21 protein-coding genes are annotated in these 22,093 nt (G+C 30.8%); 7 read left to right on the forward strand and 14 right to left on the reverse strand.

Features of this window, described 5'->3' with window-relative positions; genetic code table 11:
- Positions 1-8: 8 nt before the first annotated feature.
- Together ABGB03_RS10050 and ABGB03_RS10055 are read left to right on the forward strand one after the other, a co-directional pair.
- A complete protein-coding gene (locus tag ABGB03_RS10050) occupies positions 9-1,241 on the forward strand; it encodes a DUF1343 domain-containing protein (RefSeq protein ID WP_347922381.1) in 1,233 nt (410 codons plus the stop codon).
- 87 nt (positions 1,242-1,328) lie between these two features.
- Positions 1,329-2,402, forward strand: coding sequence for a serine hydrolase domain-containing protein (locus ABGB03_RS10055; protein WP_347922382.1), 1,074 nt, complete (start codon positions 1,329-1,331; stop codon positions 2,400-2,402).
- Between the two features lies 1 nt (position 2,403).
- On the opposite strand, the gene ABGB03_RS10060 is transcribed toward ABGB03_RS10055, so the two are convergent.
- The 6 genes from ABGB03_RS10060 to ABGB03_RS10085 form a co-directional block, all read right to left on the reverse strand.
- The gene (locus ABGB03_RS10060) at positions 2,404-2,808 is read right to left on the reverse strand and encodes a hypothetical protein (protein WP_347922383.1); all 405 of its coding nucleotides are present in this window, start codon (positions 2,806-2,808) and stop codon (positions 2,404-2,406) included.
- A 174-nt stretch (positions 2,809-2,982) separates the two neighbouring features.
- Positions 2,983-3,822 (reverse strand): sterol desaturase family protein, encoded by an 840-nt coding sequence (locus ABGB03_RS10065; RefSeq protein WP_347922384.1) that lies wholly within the window; start codon positions 3,820-3,822, stop codon positions 2,983-2,985.
- A gap of 120 nt (positions 3,823-3,942) precedes the next feature.
- Positions 3,943-4,326: a hypothetical protein gene (locus tag ABGB03_RS10070; RefSeq protein WP_347922385.1), complete on the reverse strand. Its 384-nt coding sequence runs from the start codon at positions 4,324-4,326 to the stop codon at positions 3,943-3,945.
- 37 nt (positions 4,327-4,363) lie between these two features.
- On the reverse strand, positions 4,364-4,657 hold the full coding sequence (locus ABGB03_RS10075) for a hypothetical protein (RefSeq protein ID WP_347922386.1): 294 nt from the start codon (positions 4,655-4,657) through the stop codon (positions 4,364-4,366).
- A complete protein-coding gene (locus tag ABGB03_RS10080; protein ID WP_347922387.1) occupies positions 4,635-5,534 on the reverse strand; it encodes a hypothetical protein in 900 nt (299 codons plus the stop codon). Before ABGB03_RS10080 ends, ABGB03_RS10075 begins: the two co-directional genes overlap by 23 nt.
- Positions 5,531-6,022, reverse strand: a complete 492-nt coding sequence (locus ABGB03_RS10085; protein WP_347922388.1) for a YkgJ family cysteine cluster protein — start codon at positions 6,020-6,022, stop codon at positions 5,531-5,533. Before ABGB03_RS10085 ends, ABGB03_RS10080 begins: the two co-directional genes overlap by 4 nt.
- Before the next feature lie 232 nt (positions 6,023-6,254).
- Between ABGB03_RS10085 and ABGB03_RS10090 the strand changes: the two genes are divergently transcribed.
- Positions 6,255-6,950, forward strand: a complete 696-nt coding sequence (locus ABGB03_RS10090; RefSeq protein WP_347922389.1) for a class I SAM-dependent methyltransferase — start codon at positions 6,255-6,257, stop codon at positions 6,948-6,950.
- Between the two features lie 5 nt (positions 6,951-6,955).
- Here ABGB03_RS10090 and ABGB03_RS10095 read toward each other — a convergent pair whose 3' ends face one another.
- Together ABGB03_RS10095 and ABGB03_RS10100 are read right to left on the reverse strand one after the other, a co-directional pair.
- The gene (locus ABGB03_RS10095) at positions 6,956-8,743 is read right to left on the reverse strand and encodes a TonB-dependent receptor (RefSeq protein ID WP_347922390.1); all 1,788 of its coding nucleotides are present in this window, start codon (positions 8,741-8,743) and stop codon (positions 6,956-6,958) included.
- Between the two features lie 19 nt (positions 8,744-8,762).
- Complete coding sequence (locus ABGB03_RS10100) at positions 8,763-11,789, reverse strand: tetratricopeptide repeat protein (protein WP_347922391.1); 3,027 nt, start codon at positions 11,787-11,789, stop codon at positions 8,763-8,765.
- A gap of 240 nt (positions 11,790-12,029) precedes the next feature.
- Between ABGB03_RS10100 and ABGB03_RS10105 the strand changes: the two genes are divergently transcribed.
- The 3 genes from ABGB03_RS10105 to ABGB03_RS10115 are packed head-to-tail and all read left to right on the forward strand — an operon-like array spanning position 12,030 to position 14,610.
- On the forward strand, positions 12,030-12,713 hold the full coding sequence (locus ABGB03_RS10105) for an ATP-binding cassette domain-containing protein (RefSeq protein ID WP_347922392.1): 684 nt from the start codon (positions 12,030-12,032) through the stop codon (positions 12,711-12,713).
- A 19-nt stretch (positions 12,714-12,732) separates the two neighbouring features.
- The gene (locus ABGB03_RS10110) at positions 12,733-13,710 is read left to right on the forward strand and encodes a class I SAM-dependent methyltransferase (RefSeq protein ID WP_347922393.1); all 978 of its coding nucleotides are present in this window, start codon (positions 12,733-12,735) and stop codon (positions 13,708-13,710) included.
- A 6-nt stretch (positions 13,711-13,716) separates the two neighbouring features.
- Positions 13,717-14,610 carry a glycosyltransferase family 2 protein gene (locus tag ABGB03_RS10115; protein WP_347922394.1) on the forward strand — a complete coding sequence of 298 codons (894 nt, stop codon included), beginning with the start codon at positions 13,717-13,719 and terminating at the stop codon, positions 14,608-14,610.
- A gap of 2 nt (positions 14,611-14,612) precedes the next feature.
- On the opposite strand, the gene ABGB03_RS10120 is transcribed toward ABGB03_RS10115, so the two are convergent.
- Complete coding sequence (locus ABGB03_RS10120; protein ID WP_347922395.1) at positions 14,613-15,707, reverse strand: glycosyltransferase; 1,095 nt, start codon at positions 15,705-15,707, stop codon at positions 14,613-14,615.
- A gap of 1 nt (position 15,708) precedes the next feature.
- Positions 15,709-16,800, reverse strand: a complete 1,092-nt coding sequence (locus ABGB03_RS10125) for a glycosyltransferase (RefSeq protein WP_347922396.1) — start codon at positions 16,798-16,800, stop codon at positions 15,709-15,711.
- Between the two features lie 93 nt (positions 16,801-16,893).
- Here ABGB03_RS10125 and ABGB03_RS10130 point away from each other — a divergent pair, with 93 nt between their 5' ends.
- The gene (locus tag ABGB03_RS10130; RefSeq protein WP_347922397.1) at positions 16,894-17,841 is read left to right on the forward strand and encodes a glycosyltransferase; all 948 of its coding nucleotides are present in this window, start codon (positions 16,894-16,896) and stop codon (positions 17,839-17,841) included.
- Here the strand turns inward: ABGB03_RS10130 and ABGB03_RS10135 are convergent.
- From ABGB03_RS10135 to ABGB03_RS10150, 4 genes are read right to left on the reverse strand one after another with little or no spacing between them, the layout of a single operon-like run.
- On the reverse strand, positions 17,834-18,241 hold the full coding sequence (locus tag ABGB03_RS10135; RefSeq protein ID WP_347926413.1) for an FdtA/QdtA family cupin domain-containing protein: 408 nt from the start codon (positions 18,239-18,241) through the stop codon (positions 17,834-17,836). The genes ABGB03_RS10130 and ABGB03_RS10135 overlap by 8 nt on opposite strands.
- On the reverse strand, positions 18,234-19,712 hold the full coding sequence (locus ABGB03_RS10140; RefSeq protein ID WP_347922398.1) for an oligosaccharide flippase family protein: 1,479 nt from the start codon (positions 19,710-19,712) through the stop codon (positions 18,234-18,236). The genes ABGB03_RS10135 and ABGB03_RS10140 overlap by 8 nt, the downstream gene beginning before the upstream one ends.
- Positions 19,702-21,003: an O-antigen translocase gene (locus ABGB03_RS10145; protein WP_347922399.1), complete on the reverse strand. Its 1,302-nt coding sequence runs from the start codon at positions 21,001-21,003 to the stop codon at positions 19,702-19,704. Before ABGB03_RS10145 ends, ABGB03_RS10140 begins: the two co-directional genes overlap by 11 nt.
- Positions 21,004-22,092, reverse strand: coding sequence for a DegT/DnrJ/EryC1/StrS family aminotransferase (locus ABGB03_RS10150; RefSeq protein ID WP_347922400.1), 1,089 nt, complete (start codon positions 22,090-22,092; stop codon positions 21,004-21,006).
- Position 22,093 lies beyond the last annotated feature (1 nt).

Here is a 22,093-nt window from a genome sequence, read left to right on the forward strand (position 1 = left end):
TTGTGATAATGATTTTAAACGTTTTCAAAAATACAGTTTTATTCTTTCTTTTGGCATTCATTTCATGTGGTTCTAAAACTAAAAATGAAATTATTAAAAAGAATGAGATTCTGAATCAAGTTCAGAATGACAAATCAATAATTGTTGGTGCCAATCAAACTGAAATCTATTTACCACTTTTAAACGGAAAACGTGTTGGGATTGTTGCTAATCAAACTTCCGTTATTTTTAAAAGTGATAATACATATACACATTTAGTTGATTCGTTGGTTGATTTAAACTTAGATGTAAAAAAAGTATTTTCTCCTGAACATGGGTTTAGAGGAAATGCTGATGCTGGTGAACATGTTGCTGATGGTGTAGATATTAAAACTGGTTTGCCAATTTTTTCACTTCATGGAACAAGCAAAAAACCAAGTAAAGAACAGCTAAAAGGCTTAGATATAATGATTTTTGATATTCAAGATGTTGGTGTTCGCTTTTACACTTACATTTCAACGTTGCACTATATCATGGAGGCTTGTGCCGAAAATAACATTCCGCTTATTATTTTAGATAGACCAAATCCTAATGGCCAATATGTTGATGGTCCAACCTTAAAAAAAGAGCATCAAAGTTTTTTAGGGATGCACCCAATTCCTTTGGTTCATGGTATGACTATTGGTGAATATGCTCAAATGATTAATGGTGAAAAATGGTTATCAAATGGAATTCAGTGTGATATAACTATCATTTCTTGTAAAAATTATACTCATGATATGTCCTATAGTCTTTCTATAAGACCTTCACCAAACCTTCCTAATGACCAATCCATAAAGCTGTATCCAAGTCTCGGCTTGTTTGAGGGCACCAATATAAATGCTGGACGAGGCACCGAATTTCAATTTCAACGATATGGAGCTCCTTTTTTGAATCCTGAAACAATGACATTTACTTACACGCCTCAATCAAATTTCGGAGCTAAGTACCCAAAATACAAAGACGAGTTGTGTTATGGTGAAGATTTGAGTAATGTAACTGTAACAAATGAAATGACTTTAAAGTGGATTATTAAAGCGTATGAAAATTCTACAGACAAATCCCTTTTCTTTTTAACAGACGGATTTACAAAACATGCTGGAACTGCAACGCTTCAAAAACAAATTGAAGTTGGAATGACTGAAGCAGCCATTAAAGTGATTTGGCAAGAAGATCTAGACGCTTTTAAAAAAATACGAAACAAATACTTAATATATAACTAATGAAAGCCCATAATGGGCATTTGGCAGGTAATGGTTTTAACAATAACTAAATTGTTAAAATTTGAATAATTACAAAATCTTAAAAAAATGAACAAACTAACTTTTCTATTTCTACTATTCACTGGTTTAGCATTTAGTCAAACTTTTGATAAAGCATACGCCGAAAAAATTGAGAATGCTCAAGAGATTGCTAATCAATTTTTAAACGATGTGAAAATTCCTGGAATGTCTATTTCGGTTTCAAAAAATGGTGAACTTATTTGGTCTGAAGGTTTTGGTTACTCAAACATAGAAACCAAACAAAAAGTGCTACCAAATAAAACTCAATTTAGAATCGCTAGTATTTCGAAATCAATTACGTCAGCAGCTTTAGCAAAACTTGTGGATGATGGGAAGCTAGATTTTGATGAAAGTATTTATACCTACATTCCAGATTTCCCGAAAAAGACATACGATTTTACGGTTCGTCAAGTTGGAGGGCACATTGCAGGTGTAAGACATTACAATGGCAACGAATTTATTTTAAACAAAAAGATGAGCATTGTCGAAGGGCTTGATATTTTTAAAGACTCTCCTTTGAAATTTAAACCAGGAAGTAGTTATAGCTATAGTACTTATGGTTGGAACTTACTAAGTGTTGTTATCCAGAATGCCTCAGGAGTTGAATTTAATAAATACATGACTGAAACCATTTTTGACCCTTTACAAATGAATAACACCGAATTAGGCCTATCTGATGTAGATATGCCAAATCGCACACAATTTTACATTAAAACAAATTCTGGAGATATTAAACTTGGTGTTTCTGTAAGCAACGAGCATAAAGTTGCAGGTGGCGGATTTATTGCAACCTCTGAAGATTTAGTGAAATTTGGAAATGAAATTATTAATCCAACTATATTATCAAAAGCCTCAGTTAAAGAATTAGTAACGCCTTTATATACAGATGATGGCAAAAGCACAGAATATGGTATTGGCTTTGGGATTGTAAAAACAAAAAACAACACACCAAGATATAGTCATTCTGGTGGAGGCATGGGAGCAACCACTTTTTTAATGATGTATCCAGAAGAGAATATTGTTATTTCTATTGTTACAAATCTTTCGCAAGTACCAATTAGGCAACTTACGACCAAGCTAGAAGATGTATTTATAGACTAAATTACTTCTTATTATTAGAAGCAGTTATTTTTTCAACCTCAACTTTTGAGAATTCTTTTCGGTCTTGTAATACTCTTACCACAAAAACAATTTTTAATGGTACCTGTTCTACAACAAAAATGTGCTTACCTTTACTTAAATGTGTTAAAGGCACTTTAGCCGAATTAGCATCAATCAATTCTTGAGTCTCTCGCTTATAATTGGTATTAATTGAATATACGTTTCTAATACGCTTATCTCCATTTAGGACTAAGGTATCTTTAGTTTTATTCAAATCGTGGAATAAGTCACTGGCAGTAATATTCACGTTTTTTTCGATTAACGCAAAATCCTTTTTTTGTGCTTTTGCACGATTACATAGAAGGCCAGAGCTTGCTATTATTAGCACTACGAGAGTTTTTTTCATAGAAAAACTGTTTTAATTTCAAAATAATACTTGAATTAAATAGCAATTATAGACCCTCGTCGGCTAATCTAGGTAAGATCAATACACATTCAGAAAAAAAATCTATGAACGGTACAAAATATTAGAGGAACGTCCTCTGATTGTTAATAAGTATGTTGAAAACTTAAGAAGCGCTTATTTTTCTTCTGGAAGAATTGTTGGTTTTTGATATTCTTGAAATGGCTGCTTTAATAACTCTATAAGGTTACCATTTTTGACTTCATCTGGAAATACATCTACACCATATATTATCTTTTCTCTATCCATTTTCATATAGGTTCCAAAGAGTCTGTCCCAAATAGAAAAAATATTGCCATAATTAGAATCGGTATATGGCAATACGTAATGATGATGAATTTTATGCATATCTGGAGACACCAAAATATAACTTATAAAATGATCTACCTTTTTAGGTAATTTAATATTTGCATGACTAAACTGAGTCGCCACTAAAGACATAGATTGATACAACATCACGATACCTATTGGCGTCCCTATAATGATAACACCAGCTAACGTAAAAGTATAACGTATTAAACTTTCTAATGGGTGATGCCTATTGGCTGTTGTTGTATCCACCTTATGGTCGGTATGATGGACTAAATGTATCATCCATAATGGTTTTACTTTATGCTCTACATAATGTGCTAGATAAGCACCAATGAAGTCCATTAACAACACACCAAGCAACACATACAATGCTAAAGACATTTCTGGTAGCCAATTAATAATTCCGAAATCATTTACAATTACCCAATCGGATGCTTTTAATAACAAGAATGCTAAGGCAAAATTTATAATAATTGTTGTAAAAGTGAAAAAGACATTAGGAACAGCGTGTTTCCATTTATGATATTTAAACCTAAATAAAGGTACAGCACCTTCTAGTAACCAAAAAAAGGTCAAGCCTCCTATAAGTATTAAACTTCTATGAAGTGAAGGAATGGTTTCAAAATAATTGATGATGGTTTCCAATAATAGTATTCTATTTGTTAGACAACTAATTTAGTGATTCTATGTTTAATTGAAAATCCACGAGGGTTTTCGTAAGTAAGATAGAACTAAATTAATTATACAATCTGCTGCGCGTTGGCTTTATTCCGTTTTGATTTCAACAAGAATTAGTTTGTCAGACTTTAATTCCACTATTCTATAAACAGTTCCTTTTCGATTAATTGGTTCAGTAGTAGTAATAATCCATTCTTCTTTATCTAGACTCCATTTTCCGATATAATTATGAGTCCATAACATAGAGTCATTTCCGCAAGGTGCTGAATATCTATTACGAAATTCTCCGTTTATAAGTATTTCGATTCTTAATCCGTATTCATGTCCAGTTGTTACTTTTTTTTCAAAAACTAAATCGTGTTTTCCTCGATTATATTTTGGATACCATACGCCAATTAAATCATCCGAGTTAAAGTCAATCAATGACTTTTCCTGCCCAAAACTTAATTGATAGCCAAACAGAATAGTCAAAATCAGTAAAAAAATTTTGTTTTTCATAATGTTATTTTCAAATTCCAAACTTCCCTTTTCCAGATTTCGATTCAACTTCACTCTGATATTTATATAGATACATTACTTCGGTTACATAAGAATACCAATTCCAGAATTTTAATGGATTTCTCTTAAATGTCCTATATAATTCATATTTATAGTATTCTGGATGAGTTTCCTTAAAGTGAGAAAATTGTCTTTCCATCATTCTTACATCTCTATCTTTAGCTGGCATTGTCGTAAATTCAAATTCGGCATTCTTAGTCGTTTCCTTTTCATCAAATAAATCAACTACCACTACTATCAACAATCAATTCTGCTTTTTTTAAATCTACTGTTGAGAGCTTATCCTTAAATAAAGCCGCATCATCTTCTTTTTTTAGTAATTTAAAAGTCGTGTAGTTTAAGAAATTGTATAATGATAAGTTGGTTGAATCAATTTCAGCTACATCGATCTTTTTTAGTAGTCTACGTGCTTTACCTGGATTATTTAAAATTAACGCTTTTTCAATATCGAGAAAATCCAATCGCTGTAAAAAGCCTAATTTATTATTTATTGTGCTTTCTTCTAAATATTCCTTAGCTTCATTAAAATAAATATCTACCAATCTAATTATTTCAGACCTAACATTTTTTTGCACATATATTGAATAGTCTAAATATTTAGACCCCAAATTAAACGCTGTAGTGACATTTTGTTCTTTTGAATAGTTATTAAGCTCATGCTTCAAAAAAGAAGTATTTAAAGCATATTTTTTGATTAATAACGTTAGGTTTTCCATTTGAACATCTTCTGGCTCAACATTTAAAATATTTCCGTTAGCATCCATAATCTTAATGCTATCGTCTTTTAATTTATCTAAATACCATGTGCTTCTATTTTTTTTGGCTTTATTATAAAACTCATCGTAGTTAGATTCCAATAAAATAACAGGAACGAAATGTTGCCAAATTAAACTGTTAACCTCATCGTTTTCATTTAAATCTACAACAATCGAAACACCTTTTTCTCCTTTCAAAGTTACAGGGTATGGATAATCTAAGGTATTTTGCCACATGACCAATAACATTTTATCTTGTACTAAAGCCAAACGTTTAGCAACATCAAAAGAGGTAAACCACTCTTGGGCATTACAAATAGTAATTGAGCTAAATGCTATTAAAAAAATAAGGATTGTTTTTTTCATTTAATGTTCTTTTTCATTTCTTCAACAATATTAAAAGCAGCTGGACAAATAGCCACATTTTTAAGGGTTAAGTTAGTAATTTGCTGAAACTTTTTTCTATTAGTATGCGGAAATTCTCTGCATGCTTTTGGACGCACTTCATAAATTGTACAATAATTATCACTTCCTAAAAACGTACATGGTACATTTTGTAACACATAATCGTTGTCTTCATCTAGTCTCAAAAATTGTTCCGTAAATTGCTGCGGTTTTAATTTAAAATGTTTTGAAATTCGCTCGATATCTTTACTAGTAAATAAAGGTCCTGTGGTTTTACAACAATTAGCACACTCTAGACAATCTGTTTTTTTAAATTCCTTGTCGTGCAGGTCTTGCATGATATAGTCTAATTGTTTAGGCGATTTCTTTTTTAGCTTTGCAAAGAAGGTTTTATTCTCCTTATGTTTATCTTTGGCGAGCTTTGGAAGATTATTAATAATGTCTTGCATAGTGTAAAAATACTAAAGTTCTCGGTACATCCAGACCAAAAACGTATGGATACTTGAACTGATATAAATAAAAAAATTATCGTTCTGAGCAAAGTGGAGCATCTAATCTTATGGTTAAATAAGATGTTTCGACTGCGCTCAACATGACATCGCTATTAATAATTAGATTGCCTCAACTTCTTAGAAGTCTCGCAATGACAAAAAGAGATTCCTACTTTTGCAGGAAATAGATATGAAAGACGTATTTGGAAAAGCCATTTTAGATTATCAAAACGGAAGCTACACAGAAGACATTATTACTTCTACAAGTATTTCGGATGATGATCTGTTACCCATTCCCTATTTATTTAGAGATTTTTCTGAAATGCCAAACATTGAAAAAAAAGCTTTAAAACTGGCTAAAGGAAAAACTTTAGACGTTGGTTGTGGTGCAGGTTCGCATAGTTTGTATTTACAAAACATAGGCTGTAATGTAAAATCTATTGACATCTCAAAAGGCGCTATAGAAACTTGTAAATTGAGAGGCTTAAAAAATGCTCATGTATGTGATGTATTAGATGAAACCGAAACCTTTGATACTATTTTAATGCTTATGAATGGCTCTGGGTTCTTTAAAAGTTTAGAACAAACTCCGCATATTTTAAATCATTTAAAAAGCCTGCTTAACAAAAATGGACAAATACTTATTGACTCTTCGGACATTAAATATATGTATGAAGACGATGATGGTGGTATTTGGATAGATGCCAATAGCGATTATTACGGCGAATTAGAATATCATATAACATACAAAGGTGAAACCGAAAGTTTCACCTGGATGTATTTAGATTTTGATAACCTTAAAACTGCTTGTGCTATTGTTGGCTTACAATGCGAACTAGTTCTTGAAGGCGAACATTATGATTTTTTAGCAAGAATTACTATTTAACTTTTTTAGAAGTCAAACTTATAAGTCGTACCAGCTATAAACTGAATGCCTTGAACTGGATAGTTTAACCATCTTTTATAATCTTGATTAGCGATGTTATTTGCTTTACCATATACTGACCATTTATCGTTAATACGATAACCTAAGTGTGCATTGGCGTCGAAATAACTTTCTAGGGTGTGTGTTGTTAAACTTTCGCTTGGATCTAACGAACCTTCAATAGAACTTTGGTCAAATCGCTCACCTATATAAAACAAATTAGCGCCTGCAAACCAATGCTCATCAAATTGAATATCCATAAAGAGCGAGCCTTCAAAATCAGGTAGATTCCATAGTTTTGCTTCGTTTTTGGTATTGTACGAGAAATATTCAGCTTTTATTCCTAATGTAAAATTTCTGTTTACATCCACATTTATTTCACCAAAAACACTTAATGTTGAGACATTATCATAAACCACATTATAAGAATTTCCTTTATTGTAATTATTATTAGCTGTTTGATTCATGTCTTTATTATTCTTAAATAAAGCTTTATCATTTTCTGCATAATACTTACCTCTAATATTATAACTCATATTGTTAGACAACTTTCCTTTTAAACCCACATAAGCATCATATTGTTTGTCTGTTGGCAAAATATTTAGCGTTGGTGACACATATGGGTTTCCTTTAGCAAACTCATGATATGTGTTTTGAATTAAACCACCTTCAATACCTCCATAAGCAATTAATAACTCATTTACCAATCTGTAAGTTGCAGTAATATTAGGATAAATATATATTTTGTTTTTTCCAGCTTCGGTATCGTTTAAATAAAACACTGACGCTCCAAGATTAAGTGTTAAGTCATCTTGTTTCATTTGATAACTAGAAGATACACCAACATTAAAATTACCATATTTTAATTTATCGGCTGTTTCATACGATTGGTTAAAAGACCCATTTAAATAATCTAATTTTATAGTTGAATTTAAATCGCCATCGTTTAATGGAATGTCAAAATTTGTAGACATTGCAAAATGATTTTCTCCTGAATCGTAATCGTCAGCAAAACGTCTAAAACGCATATTACCATTATTGAATAATCTGTCGTCAAAGTCTATCTTTCCACCAAATTCAAATGTAAAAAACTTATGTTGCGGTATCATAGGGTCTGCAAATGCTTGGTCGTATTGAGGCTGCGGTAAGCCATACCAATTAAATACTTGTTGCTGAAAGCCTGCATCTACATTCCATGAATAATCCCTGAGTTTTCTTGCGTAGTTTGCATTGATTTGGGTGTTTGAAAATGCATCATCCAATAATACATCTTCAATCCCTCCTTGAGAAGAATGATGGCTCACATAACCTCCAACACTTTCAGTTCTATTAATAGCATGATTTAAATAGACTTCGCCTAAAAAACTAGTATAAGAGCCAACTCCAAACGATGCATAATTGTCATACAATTTTGCTTTCTCTCCTTTATCTACTTCGGCTGCTTTTCCTTTTGCTGGTGTAAAAGTAGACGCTACTGGAATTGAAAAAATATTATACTTAATTACTTTTTTGGTCATTGTGGTTTCATCATCTAACGACGGAATTTCCTTTACCTTAAAAGCATCCGAAATTTTTGGCGTATAAGGTTTTACCACATTCACAACCTCGGTGTTAATAGTATCCTTGGTTTTTCTATTTTCTTGTGCAAATGTTGTAGCAGTTATTAAAACTGCTATTAAAAACGATAAGCTATTTTTGAATTTATACATATTCATTGATTGTTTTTGTCTAGATGCTTCGACTGCGCTCAGCATGACATTACGTTTTTTGATTTTAATTTCCATTATCGGTTTCTACTGAAGCATTTGTTTTTGCTTGTTCCGATTTGATTCTGCGAAGTTCTGTTCTTGCTTCATCAACTACATCGTCAAACTCAGCAAAGTTTTCAGTAACACTCTCTAAAATATAAGTTGCTTGATAAGCATCACCTAAAGCATAAAAATTCTTTGCCATAATTACTAAGCCTTTTGCACCATATAATTTATACCCTGAATAATCTTTAGCTAATTTTTGAACTACTGTATTTGATGATTTATATTGTCCTTCTTCATTTTTAAAGTAGGCATTATAGTATAACGCTTCGGCTGCCAGCTCACCAGATGCGATTCTTTCAACTTGAGCGTACGCCGATTTTGCTTTGCTTTCGTCGCCTGTTTTTATTGCAGAACGTGCAATAATAACATGTGCATCACTTTTAACATTTTTATCGGTTCTAGAGCTTGCTAGTACTTTTTCGGCATAGGCTACAGCTTGATTGTAATCCTGTAACTGGTAATGTACTTTCATTAAATTAGATTGCGCAAATACGACGTTTTGTGGGAAATCTGCTTCGTTTTCCAAACGCTCTAAAATCGGCATTGCTCTCGTAACATCTTTCTCATTCAAATAGATTTCTCCTAATCTCGTTAAGGCTAGTTCTGTGAACTCACCACTTGATTTATTAACCACATATTCGTAATGAGGTGCTGCATTTGTTTGCAAATCATCTTTATAATATAACTGTGCTAAATAGAAATGAGATTTTAAGGCATGTAAGCCATTTGGGAACTCGTTTAAATAACCGTTAAATAATCTAATTGCTCTACTTGTGTCTCCCGCTAAATATTGCTTTTCGGCAGATTCGTAAGTTGTATTATCTAAATCGGCATCAGAAACATTCACATAATCCAAACCTTTTACCCAACGTGCGTATTCATCTACACGACCAAGATCTATATAAATTAATCTCGCAGTAGACACAGCTTGCATACCTTCAGGAGATCCTGGGTAATTATTGGCAACATTTTTAAACTTGGATAATGCATCTTCATTTTTGCCAGCATTATAATACACTAGCCCTTGTCTTAACAGCGATTTAGATGCATAAGGACTCGACCTGTATTCTTTATTTAGCTGATCGTATAGCTGCATTGCTCTATCTTCCTCACCTTTCTTAACATAGGAATTCCCTAGTTCGTAAAGTGCGTCATCACGTAGCGGCGACCTTTTATATGTAGTAATAAATTCTTCTAATTCCTTAATTTTTGTGCTTCCTTGACCTATATAACCATAGCTTATTGCTTTTTGAAAGAAGGCATAATCTGGTTCAATCTGGTTCATTTTAATTGCTCTTTCGTAAGCATTTATCGCTTTGTTGTAATCACTGGATACGAAATGACCATCACCCAAACGTAAAAAAGCATCGTTGATTCTTAACTTATCTTCAGAAGTATTTGAAATGTACTTTTGAAAATGCTCTGTTGCTTTTGCATAGCTTTTTTGCTTGAAATAGGTATAACCTAAGTTATAATCGATGTTTTTAATTTCTGGAGTTCCTGATGATTGGTTACTACCTTGAAATTGCTTAAAACCGACTAAAGCATCGTCATAATTGGTGAGGTTGTAATCAGTTTCGGCTTTCCAAAAAATAGCTCTAGCTAAAAATTTCTCGTCTCTTGGCTCAGCAATAGACTTATCAAAATACGATTCGGCTTCTAAATATTGACTTTCATTATATAACTCGACACCTCTATAAAATGCTACTTTTTGGTAAGCTACTTTGTTCTGGAAACTTTTTCTTCCTTCTAAAAGATTTAAAGCTTCTTTGTAATTTTTTGATGTAATGTAAGAATCAATCAATAAAGTTTCAATTTCTTCTTTATAACCTGTATCTGGATATTTATCTAAATAACCAGCTAACACTTGTGGCACCGATTGATATGGATTTCCAATTTCGTAACTAATCTTTGCATAATTTAACCATGCATCTTCTTGAATTTTTAAATCATAATCCATTTCCGACGCATTTCGAAAGGCATTTAAAGCCTCTTGTTTCTTATCTACATTAATATAGCTTTCTCCTAAATGGTAATAGGCGTTTTGTGCTACAGAATTGTTTCCATCAATAATCTTATTGAATTCTGAAATCGCATTTTCGAAGTCGTTCTGCTTATAGTAAGCATATCCTAATAAATAATAATCGGTATTATTCCAACGTTTACGCTTTCCTTGATAAGCTTTTAAATAAGGAATAGCTTCGGCATATTTTTCTAAGTTAAAATAGCTTTCACCAATTATTTTAGATAATTCTGAAACCTCTGTATCATCACTTGTTGGTAGTTTTTCTTTTGCTAATTCTATTGCCTTTTCAAAGTTGCCTAGTTTAAAGTTTAAATCGGCTTGATAATATGATAATCCTTCTTGATACTTTTCATTGTCACTTACTTGTTCAAAATACTCTGAAGCCTTGTCGTAATCGTCACCTTCATACGCCATATAACCAATATAGTACTTTGCTTGAGAACCATACTTTTCTGAGTTTTCTACTCTTGATAAATATTTTTTGGCACCTTGTGCATTATTGGTCGCATAAAAAGAATAGCCATAATTAAAATAGAACTTCTCGCGCTCACTTCTAGCTAAGGCTTCTTCATCCACTTTATCATACCACTTTCTTGCGTAAGCAAATTTTGAGTTTTCAAAATAGTAATCGGCCACATCAATATATGCTGTGTTACGTTTGGTACTCGTAGGATAATCGTTTACAAAATTCTGAATTAAATCGTCGGCATTTTGTTGATTTAATCGCACTGCACAATTAGCAATATAGTAGGCACAATCGGACTTAACAACTTCATCCGTTGCTGTGTCCTCAATTTTATCGAACATAGATTGTGCTGCTAAATATTGCTTGCTATTGTAAAGTGATAATGCTTTTTGAAAGTCTACTAAGTCGCTTGTATAAGCTGCTGTTTGTTGTGCAAAAACACCAAGATTAATTGTCAGTGTCAATACAATTGCTAATAATCTTAATTTAGTCATTAACTTCGTTTTTTGTTGAGAAATTATTAGTATAAACTAATGTGATACTTTTCTTAGTAATCAATATTGATACCAAAAATACTTTATATCGTTTTTATAACGTTAGAAATTTATGATAATTATAAACCAAGTTATTAAATGTTAAAAAGTTGTCAATTAACTTGGTTTAAATACTGCGTATTTTTTGAGTAATTCCTTATTTAATAATACATTTACAGTACTTTAAAACTAAAATATTTTATGCCTGAAACAGTTTTACAATTAAAAGATGCGTCCATTTATCAAGGTGATAGTTTAGTGCTCGCCGATGTGAATTTTGAAATGAACAAAGGCGATTTTGTCTATCTAATTGGTAAAACAGGCACAGGTAAAAGTAGTTTTATGAAAACGCTTTATGGTGACTTAGAACTCACAAAGGGTGAAGGCAATATCGTGGATTTTGATTTAGCAAAATTAAAAGAAGATGACATCCCTTTTTTACGAAGAAAACTTGGTGTTGTGTTTCAAGATTTTAAATTACTAAACGACAGAACTGTTAATGCAAATTTAGAGTTTGTGCTTCGAGCAACAGGATGGAAAGACAAAGAGGAAATCGCCGCTAAAATTGAAGATGTTCTAAATCGTGTTGGTATGAAAACCAAAGGATTTAAATATCCTTACGAGTTATCTGGTGGTGAACAGCAACGTATTGCCATTGCAAGAGCCTTATTAAACGACCCTGAATTAATTCTAGCAGATGAGCCGACTGGAAACCTAGACCCACAAACTAGTATTGAGGTTATGGAAGTACTGCAAGAGCTCAACAAAAAAGGACACACTATTTTAATGGCAACACACGACTATGCCTTACTTTTAAAATACCCAAGTAAGACCCTAAAATGTGATGATAATAAAGTGTTTGAAGTTGTACAACGTAAAGGATAATTACAACTAAAAAGAACTAATGAGGCGATTAATTACTCTCGAAGATTTTATTGATTTATATACAAAAATCAAACTACGAGGATTGCCTTTTGTTCTATCAAAATTCAACCTAAATAATACAAAAAGAACTCGAAGTGCGTTTAATGAGCTGAATATTGATTCTGCTCATAGTTGGGTAATTTCCAAAATGCATGAGCGATGGAACCAACTCATTACTGGAAATCCCAAAATAGGATTTAGAGACTTTATAATTGATTTTTTCAAGGAAAAACAAGGCATAAAAATGTTATCCTTAGGAAGTGGAAATTGTTTCCATGAATTAGAATTTGCATCACATTCAAATTTTTCAGAAATAGTATGCATGGACATTAGTGATGAGTTAATTAAAAACGCAAAAACTACCGCTAAAAAAAACAATTTGACCAATATTACATTTAAAGTACAGGACGTTTATAATTATGATTTTCCTGAAAATTATTTTGATATAGTTTTTTTTCATGCATCACTTCACCATTTTAAAAACATCGAAGAGTTTCTTAAAACCAAAGTAAAACCTACTTTAAAAAGTAATGGGGTTTTAATAATGAATGAGTACGTTGGCACCAATAGACTTCAGTATCCGAAACATCAAATAAGCGCTATAAATGAATGTTTACAATTGCTACCTAGGAAATTTAAAAAGCGATTCAAATTAAACTTATACAAGAATAAATACTACGGCTCTGGAATTATTAGAATGATAATGGCAGATCCATCAGAATGTGTGGATTCTGTAAAAATCATGCCAACCATTCACAATCTATTTACTCCAATTTATGAACGTGATTTTGGCGGGAACATTTTAATTCCTGCTTTAAAGGATTTAGGACACCATTTTGTAACTCTTGATGACGAAAAAGAAAAAATATTAGAACAATTGTTTAAGTTTGAAGATGCTTATTTAAAACAATACAAAAGCGATTATGTGTTTGGCATCTATAAAAATGAAGCTCAATAAAACGATATGATATCTGTATTAATTCCTGTTTATAATTATAATATTGCTGAGTTAGTAAATGAGTTACATAAACAGCTAGTAGCTTCAAATATTGATTTTGAAATTATTTGTTTGGATGACAAATCCAATCAATACATTATAGATTTAAATTTAAGCATAGGCTCTTTATCAAATACCATTTATAAACTATCCGACAAGAATAATGGTATAGCAGTAAACAGGGAAATTTTGGTTAATACAGCAATTTATGACTGGATTATACTTATTGATGCTGATGTGGAATTGATAGATGATAATTATATTTCAAATTATTTGCAAGCGATTAAGAATGGTCACGAAGTAGTTTTTGGAGGTATTTCATATAAAAGCACACAACCAGATACTAATAGTATTTTAAGGTGGAAATATGGTAAACAATGCGAAGAACTGGAAGCCAATAAACGCAATAGCCATCCATATAAAGTGACTTCAGCAGCCAACTTATGCATAAAAAAAGATGTGTATAAACAGTTTGGTTTAGGTGACATTGGAAACTCTTATGGTATGGACATCTTTTTTGGACCTCAACTAAAACTAAACAAAGTTCCTGTAATACATATAGATAATAGTGTTTATCACTTAGGTCTCGAAAGCAGTAGTAAGTATTTAGGCAAAGTAAAATTTGCTGTTTCTACATTGCTTAAGCTTCATTGTAACAATAAAGTTAAAGAACACGAAAATGATTTACTTAAAACATTTCTGTTAATGAAAAAAACTGGTCTCAACTATATCTGTTCGGGACTTTACAAGGTTCTTAATTCTGGAATTAAGAAGCAATTATTGTCAAAAAAACCTAAAATTACATTGCTACAACTTTATAAGATACTATATATGTGCTATTACGATTTGAACAAAAGATAAATCTACTCGCCTATTGATTGAAATAGTTGATGCCACTGCTTCATAATCACATCTATATCAAATTTTTTCACACTCTTTTTTGCATTCTTACTTAGTTCTCTTATTAATATTTTATTATCAATTAACTGTTTTACTTTATTAGCATAAGCATCAATATCAAAGCTTTTAATCAAGTAACCATTAGCATCATTATCGATTAACATTTTTGGGCCAGAAGCACTTTCAAATGCAATGGCTGGCAAACCATAAGCCATAGCCTCAATAATCACCAATCCAAAAGCTTCTGAGGATGATGCATTTAAGAGCATTGAAGCATTTGCATATTCTGCTGTAATATTTTTTGTTGGTGGATGAAGTTCTACCTGAGTACCAATCTCTAGCTTTTTAACCAATGTTTTTAGTGTCTTTTCATTATCACTTTCACCAAAAATTTTAAGGGTCCAATCAGGATTATCTTTAACTACCTTTTGCCATATTTTTAATAGTAAGTCAAATTGTTTTTCTACCGAATGTCTTCCAACAGCTAAGACTATTTTATTGTCAAATTTAGGATCTTCTAGAGGTGGCTTAAACCAAATTGGGTTGTAAATTAACTTAACATTGTTGCTTTTCCAATCTTTTCTATCATCATCATTCGAAACAGCAAAAACTTGATATTTTTTAATACTTTGGTCAATTACAAAATTGGAAGTTTTTTTCTTAAGGTATTCTACAAATGTTTTTGTTTTGATTTGTCTGCTACCATGTCTTTCATAAACTAACGACGCATTAGATTTAATCAAAAGAGGAAGCAGAGTTCCTTTAAAACCATTGTCACAATTAATAATAATATCTGGTTTCACATCATTAATTATACTTTGCAGCATTTGTTTATATTTCCTTAAATGCCAAAATCCAAAATCTTTAATATCAATTTTATGAAACTTAATGTTGTTATTAAACTCATAAAAAAAAGTATTGGATTTATTGTTGGTTGTAATTACATAAATATTATAACCATAGTTTTCAATTAAATAATTGAGCTTCACCGAAAGCAACCTTGAAACACCTCCAGAGCCTTGTAAATTCGTTGTTATATATAATAATTTTGGTAGCAAACTAATTTTTATAATTCATTAATTCTAACCATTGTTTTCCAATTGTTTCAACCGAAAATTTCTGAGCTGTTTTAAAAGTATTCACCTTACAGGTTTCATATAATTTACTATCATACATCATTGTATTGATTCCTTCGGTTAAAGCTTTAATATTTTGATGTTCTATTAAAAGCCCATTTTCACCATGACTAATCACTTCTTCTGGACCAGTTGGACAATTAAATGACACGACTGGAGTTTTACACGCCAATGATTCTAACAAAACCATAGGTAAACCTTCTAATTCACTAGATAATACAAAGAATTTAGCATTCTTAATATACTTGAAAGGATTATTTTTAAATCCTAAAAAATGCACTAAACTTTCAACATCAAAAGATTTTGCAATAGACTCTAAATATTCCTTCAATTTTCCTTCCCCTAATATTACTAAAGCAATTCCTTGCTTAGGCAATTTAGATTTTGCGAATGCTTCAATAAGTTTATCAAACTGTTTTACATTAGTATCGTACTGGCCTACTCCAACTATATATTCAAAATCCAATTCGATTGTATCTTGACTTTTAGCTACAATATCATCAATATCTATAGAATTATATATTGTCGATACATTATCTAAATGATGCTTATCTTCAATTAATCGTTGCATAGTTTTTGTAATAGCAACATTTTGAAATGCATTACCATACATTAATCTAGTTAATGGTGAAAAATTTGGTATATAGCTATCAATTTTTGAACTATGCACCGTAAATATCGTTTTGGTATTATAGACCCATTTAGAAATTATTAGTTCTTGAATTGGTTTAATTCTGAATCTAAAGTCAATAATAAAATCAAAATCATGCTTATTTAAATAGTTCTTTAAAGCAGCTAATCTTTTAATCTTGTTAAAAATGCCATTATGCTTGTTTTTTAACTTTCCTAAATTAAAAACCTCGCCAGAGTGAGGGTACTTTATGTCATCAAGTACAATTATGTTATGAACTTCAACATTGTTAGCATGAAAAAAGTTAGATAAATTTGCCATTACTCGTTCAGCACCTCCTCTATTTAATCGATATCCTACTAAAGCAATTTTTGGTCGACTCATTATTAAAACAACGTTTCTTCAAAAATAAATGATTAATTCATTTATTCTATTTTTCTTTATTCTAAATTTATACAATAAAAATAGTTTTCTTGAATGATTTTGCTTTCTGTACATCTTATAACTTATAATAACGAGCATCATATAGAAGAGACTCTTCAATCCATTTTGAAACAAAACGTTGATTTTGATTATGAAATTGTTGTTGGTGATGATTGTTCAACAGATGGCACTTTAAATATTATTGAGACTTATGCTGCAAAACATCCAAACTTGTTCAATATTAAAAAGAATAATGAGCAATTAGGAATTCTAAAAAACTTTAAAACAACTTTAGATAGATGTAGTGGGACTTTTGTGTTTGATATTGCTGGCGATGACATGCTTAAAACTACTGATGCCTTACAAAAAATGGTAAATGTATTTAAGGGCAATCATAATTTAGGTTTTGTTGATACTGGGTTTGATAGTTATTACGAAGACACAAAAACCATTAGCGTTTTTAATAATGAATCAATTATTTGTAGTACGAAAGAGGCATACAAAGAAGCTGTCCTACTAGGTAATATTGCTCCTATTGGTCACTGTTATAGAAAAGATGCATTGCTCAAATATGTAGATTTTGATACCTATAAAAATATGGACATAACCATTGAAGATTATCCCATTTTGGTTGATATGGTTATGAATACTGAATTTGAAAGAATAAATGAACCGTTGTGTATTTATAGATCACATGATGCTTCTTTCTCACATCAAAAGGATATAAATACGCTTGTTTTTCAAAAACTTCAAATGAAAAAGCTGTTTGATTATTTTGCAAAAAAATATGCGTTCCCTAATGAAATAAGAAAAAGTTATTTAAGCAGTCACAATAAAGCTCTATTATTTTATGCTGGTTATTTTAGTAATAAGAAACTAGGAAAAGAGTTCTATAAAGCCATCAAATCAAAATCCTTAAAAGATAGGATTCATTATTTGGCGAGTCAATTTCCTTTGCTCAGAAAATTAATTTCTTTAAGAAAAAGAATTAAATTTAACTAGATAGAAACTCATCTAAATCTCTAATATAGTCGTTTTTATCATAAATTTCCGAAGCAACAACTAAACAAATAGCACCTGAAGAAAACTCTTCAATTTCTCTCCAAACCATATTAGGAATCAATAAACCTTTATTCGGTTTGTTTAAAGTAATTGTTTCTTCTTTTCCGTTTTTATCCTTTAAAACCACATCAAAACTTCCACTAATAGCGATTAATAATTGTTGCAATTGTTTATGCGCATGGCCTCCTCTATAAGAACCACTTGGGACATCGTATAAATAATAGACACGTTTTATATCAAATGGAATAACATCGTTTTCAATAACTGACAGGTTACCTCTAACATCTGTTATTTTTGGAATGTCTATTATTTTAATATTGCTTAAACTCAAACTATTTATTTTTTGTTATTCGTTGTTTTAATTCCTTTATTAAATCTGTTTTTTTATCTAACCTATTAATGCTAAAAATAATTGATGCAACAATAAAAACAAATAGTATTCCGTATTTTAAATATAAACTGTCGAAATATGTTGCATAAAAAGCACCTAAGCAAAGTACCATACAAATAAGAAAAACTTGATAAAATTCATTTTCAAATTTAAATTTATATTTACTATTTGTTATGATTTTTATTCCGATTAAATATATTATATAATACACCAAATAACTCATACCAACACCTGTAAGTCCTCCATAAATATATCCAAAAGCACTTATTAACAGTAGTAACACATTAAAACCTACTTCAGTTTTTATATAAAGTTTAGAATCTCCTTTAGCAACAAGAATAAACCCCATAGACCATGATACTGCTTTGAATAAAGTGGCTAATATTCCAAAAGTAAGAATACCAATAATTGGTATAAATTCTTTAGTAAACAGAATACTAATAATAGTAGGAATAAATGCGAGAAAGATTACTATTATAGGGGTTAGCAACAAAACAGCTATATAAGCTTGCTGATTTACCACTTTTAGCATTTCAACTTGTTCATTAACAACAGAAGATAATCTTGGAAAATAATCCTTACTCATAGCGGTAAAAATCACACCTACATATGCATTAATTACTATAAAGGCTGCATTATAAAAACCAACCTCATCAACACCTCCTTTATTGGTTATAAAAATTTGAATAGCAAAAATGGTTAAAATGGTTGCTAGACTCCCTAAGCTTAACACAAAGCCTAACTTAATCATAGACTTACCCTCGCTTAAAGTTTCTTTTAAAGAAAGTTTTGACTGATTAACAAATTCCTTTTTTGCATAAAGCCATGAAAAGAAATAAGTAAATACGGAAATTAAAATAATAGCTGGCACAATTCCTTCGATACCGTAGTAATAATACAAAGGAATAATCACGATTAAACTAAAAAAGCTTCCCCATAAAGAGGCTTTAGCTAATCTTTTCAACTTCCTTAATCCTTGCAAAATAGCTAGGTTTCCAACTGTTAATTGATTAAACAATACAGCAAAAGATAACAGCATAAACGAAGTGGTATGCGACGAATCTCCAAAAGTCAACTTACTTAACCATGATGAAAAAACAAAAGTAATAACAGCACCTAATAACCCTGTAATCCAACATAATCGTCTTAAAACATCAATTATTTTTATTGCTCTACTCTTATTTTTTTCATTTAAAGCAGAGATTTCTTTAACTGCACTTACATCTAAGCCTAGCTTAGAGAGTCCTACTATAACATTTAAAGTTGAATTAAGCAGTCCTAGTATACCAATTCCAGCAGGACCAATTAGTATGGCTGCTAATTTTGATTTCACAATAGATATTAAAACGTTCAATACCTGAACGCCACTAAATAAAGATGTGGTTTTTAAAATATCACGATATGAATTTTTATTCGTCATACTCAGGGATTACACCAAATAGAGAACTGCTAAAAATTATTAATATAATTACAAAATACATAACATAGCTAACAAAATGTGCGATGTTTGCGCCAACCACTCCATATATATCTACAAAGTACAAGCTTGTAAAATAAGTTATAAAGACTAAAAACAATTCTGTTATTATAAAGTGCCAAAACATTTTCTTAGCTATAAAATTATACGCTATTAAAACTGATAGAATCTTTATAAAATCTCCCAATAATTGCCATCCAAACAATTCTTTAACAGGCGTAAAATCATCTGATAAAAACAATACAATTACAAATGGTTTAAGCAAATAAATAACAAAAAGGCCTAACCCAAAGACTGGAGCAATATTCTTATAAAAACTAAACACCTCTATTCTAAATTCCTTTTTATCCGTTATTTCGGCAAATCTTGGGAGAAAATAAAGTGTCATTAGAGAATTTACGAACATTAAATAATATGTTGAAATTCTGTTCATTGCCTCCCAATAGCCAGCACTATTCATTCCTTGGGTAGTTATTATATAATTTCTAATAGCAATAGTAACCAAAGGTAATGCAATACCAGACACTAAAGCCATTAATGCAAATGGTCCAAATTTCTTAATCTTTTTAAAGTTTATATTTTCGACCTTAATTTGACTTATTAAACTTCTTCTGTTTAATATTCCAACTAGTGTAATTAAAAATATTAACGATGGTGAAATAACTACTGAAATTAGTGCACCATCAATATTATTTTTCCAAATCAACAACAAAGTCACTCCTAATCCCATGATTTGCCCTATAATATTGATTACTAACAAAATTTTATACTTCGAGAATCCATTCATTATAGAAAAGCAAAACATATTCAAAGAATAAAAAGGAATAGCAAGTGCCATTATTTTTATGATATAGATAAAATCATAATTTTCAGAAAATAAAAAAAAGTTAACTCTTTCAGCATTATAATAACACATTAAACTCACTAAAAAGGTTGCAAAAAATCCTAAGTAATAAGCTGTAGAAATGGTTTTTCCTAGCTTAACAGCATCATCTTTAAACTTACCTATATATTTTACAACACCATTGTAAAGTCCAACGGTTGCAAATGTTTGAATAGAAGTAAAAAAGCTTCTTAAGTTACCAATTAAAGCCATCCCTTCGGCTCCTATAAAAATGGCAATAAACTTTGTAGTTAAAAATCCGGAAATAATTTTAGTTAAAACTGTTGCAGAATGTAACCAAGCAATTTTAACTAAAACTTTGCTATTAATATATTTAATTAACTTTTTCAATTAGTAGGTATTTAAAAGTTCTATTACTTTTTGTATATCTTGGTTTGTCATTGTTGGGTACAATGGCAAACTTACAACTGTTTTATGAATTTTTTCGGTAATTGGAAGATTTAAGTACGAAAATTCTTCTAAAGCTTTTTGTTTGTGAGGTGGAATTGGGTAATGTATTATTGTTTCTACTACATTTTTGTTTAAGTAGTCTATAAAATCATCCCTAGTTTCTACTCTAATTACAAATTGATGAAAAACATGATTACCGCGCCCAGAAAAACTAGGTAAGGTAATTTTCCTAGATGTTATACCTTTCACATATTGCTTTGCTATTTCAATTCTACGACTATTATCTGAATCCAGTAAAGGCAATTTAATATTCAAGAACATAGCTTGAATTTCATCTAACCTAGAATTAATGCCTTTAACCTCGTTTACATATTTTGAAATAGTTCCGTAATTAGCCAACATACGAATCATTTTAGCTAAATCTTGATTATTAGTAGTAACGCAACCTCCATCACCTAATGCTCCTAGATTTTTACTCGGATAAAAACTAAATCCTGCAGCATCACCAATGTTTCCGGCTTTTTTGCCTAACTCATTTTTTGCACCATGAGCTTGAGCAGCATCCTCTATAAGTAATAAGTTATGTTTTCTAGATATTTTTTTTATTGGTTCTACATCTATAAGTTGTCCATACAAATGCACTACAAGAACAGCTCTAGTTTTCCAGGTAGTAGCATTCTCAATTTTACTAGAAGAAAGGTTAAATGTTTCTAAATCAGGTTCTACTAAAACTGGTTCTAACCCCGCTTGAAGAATTGCTAATATTGATGCTATATATGTGTTAGCAGGAACAATTACTTCGTCTCCTTTTTGCAGTAAACCAAGTTCAATATACGCCTTAAAAATTAATGTTAATGCGTCTAAACCATTTGCTGTTCCAATACAAAATTTTGTACCACAGAAATCAGCAAAATTGGTTTCAAAATTGTCTACTTCCTTACCTAAAATATACCTGCCTGAAGTTAAAAACTTAATATAAGCTTCTTTAAATTCTTTATCAAATCGTGCATTAACACTTTGTAAATCCATA

This window comes from Pontimicrobium sp. SW4 (genome assembly GCF_039954625.1).
Taxonomy (GTDB): Bacteria; Bacteroidota; Bacteroidia; order Flavobacteriales; family Flavobacteriaceae; genus Pontimicrobium.

Coding starts and splice junctions, on each gene's coding strand:
- ABGB03_RS10050 (WP_347922381.1), top strand. CDS start 9: ATGATTTTAAACGTTTTCAAAAATACAGTTTTATTCTTTCTTTTGGCA.
- ABGB03_RS10055 (WP_347922382.1), top strand. CDS start 1,329: ATGAACAAACTAACTTTTCTATTTCTACTATTCACTGGTTTAGCATTT.
- ABGB03_RS10060 (WP_347922383.1), bottom strand. CDS start 2,808: ATGAAAAAAACTCTCGTAGTGCTAATAATAGCAAGCTCTGGCCTTCTA.
- ABGB03_RS10080 (WP_347922387.1), bottom strand. CDS start 5,534: ATGAAAAAAACAATCCTTATTTTTTTAATAGCATTTAGCTCAATTACT.
- ABGB03_RS10085 (WP_347922388.1), bottom strand. CDS start 6,022: ATGCAAGACATTATTAATAATCTTCCAAAGCTCGCCAAAGATAAACAT.
- ABGB03_RS10090 (WP_347922389.1), top strand. CDS start 6,255: ATGAAAGACGTATTTGGAAAAGCCATTTTAGATTATCAAAACGGAAGC.
- ABGB03_RS10095 (WP_347922390.1), bottom strand. CDS start 8,743: ATGCTGAGCGCAGTCGAAGCATCTAGACAAAAACAATCAATGAATATG.
- ABGB03_RS10100 (WP_347922391.1), bottom strand. CDS start 11,789: ATGACTAAATTAAGATTATTAGCAATTGTATTGACACTGACAATTAAT.
- ABGB03_RS10105 (WP_347922392.1), top strand. CDS start 12,030: ATGCCTGAAACAGTTTTACAATTAAAAGATGCGTCCATTTATCAAGGT.
- ABGB03_RS10110 (WP_347922393.1), top strand. CDS start 12,733: ATGAGGCGATTAATTACTCTCGAAGATTTTATTGATTTATATACAAAA.
- ABGB03_RS10115 (WP_347922394.1), top strand. CDS start 13,717: ATGATATCTGTATTAATTCCTGTTTATAATTATAATATTGCTGAGTTA.
- ABGB03_RS10125 (WP_347922396.1), bottom strand. CDS start 16,800: ATGAGTCGACCAAAAATTGCTTTAGTAGGATATCGATTAAATAGAGGA.
- ABGB03_RS10130 (WP_347922397.1), top strand. CDS start 16,894: ATGATTTTGCTTTCTGTACATCTTATAACTTATAATAACGAGCATCAT.
- ABGB03_RS10140 (WP_347922398.1), bottom strand. CDS start 19,712: ATGACGAATAAAAATTCATATCGTGATATTTTAAAAACCACATCTTTA.
- ABGB03_RS10150 (WP_347922400.1), bottom strand. CDS start 22,092: ATGGATTTACAAAGTGTTAATGCACGATTTGATAAAGAATTTAAAGAA.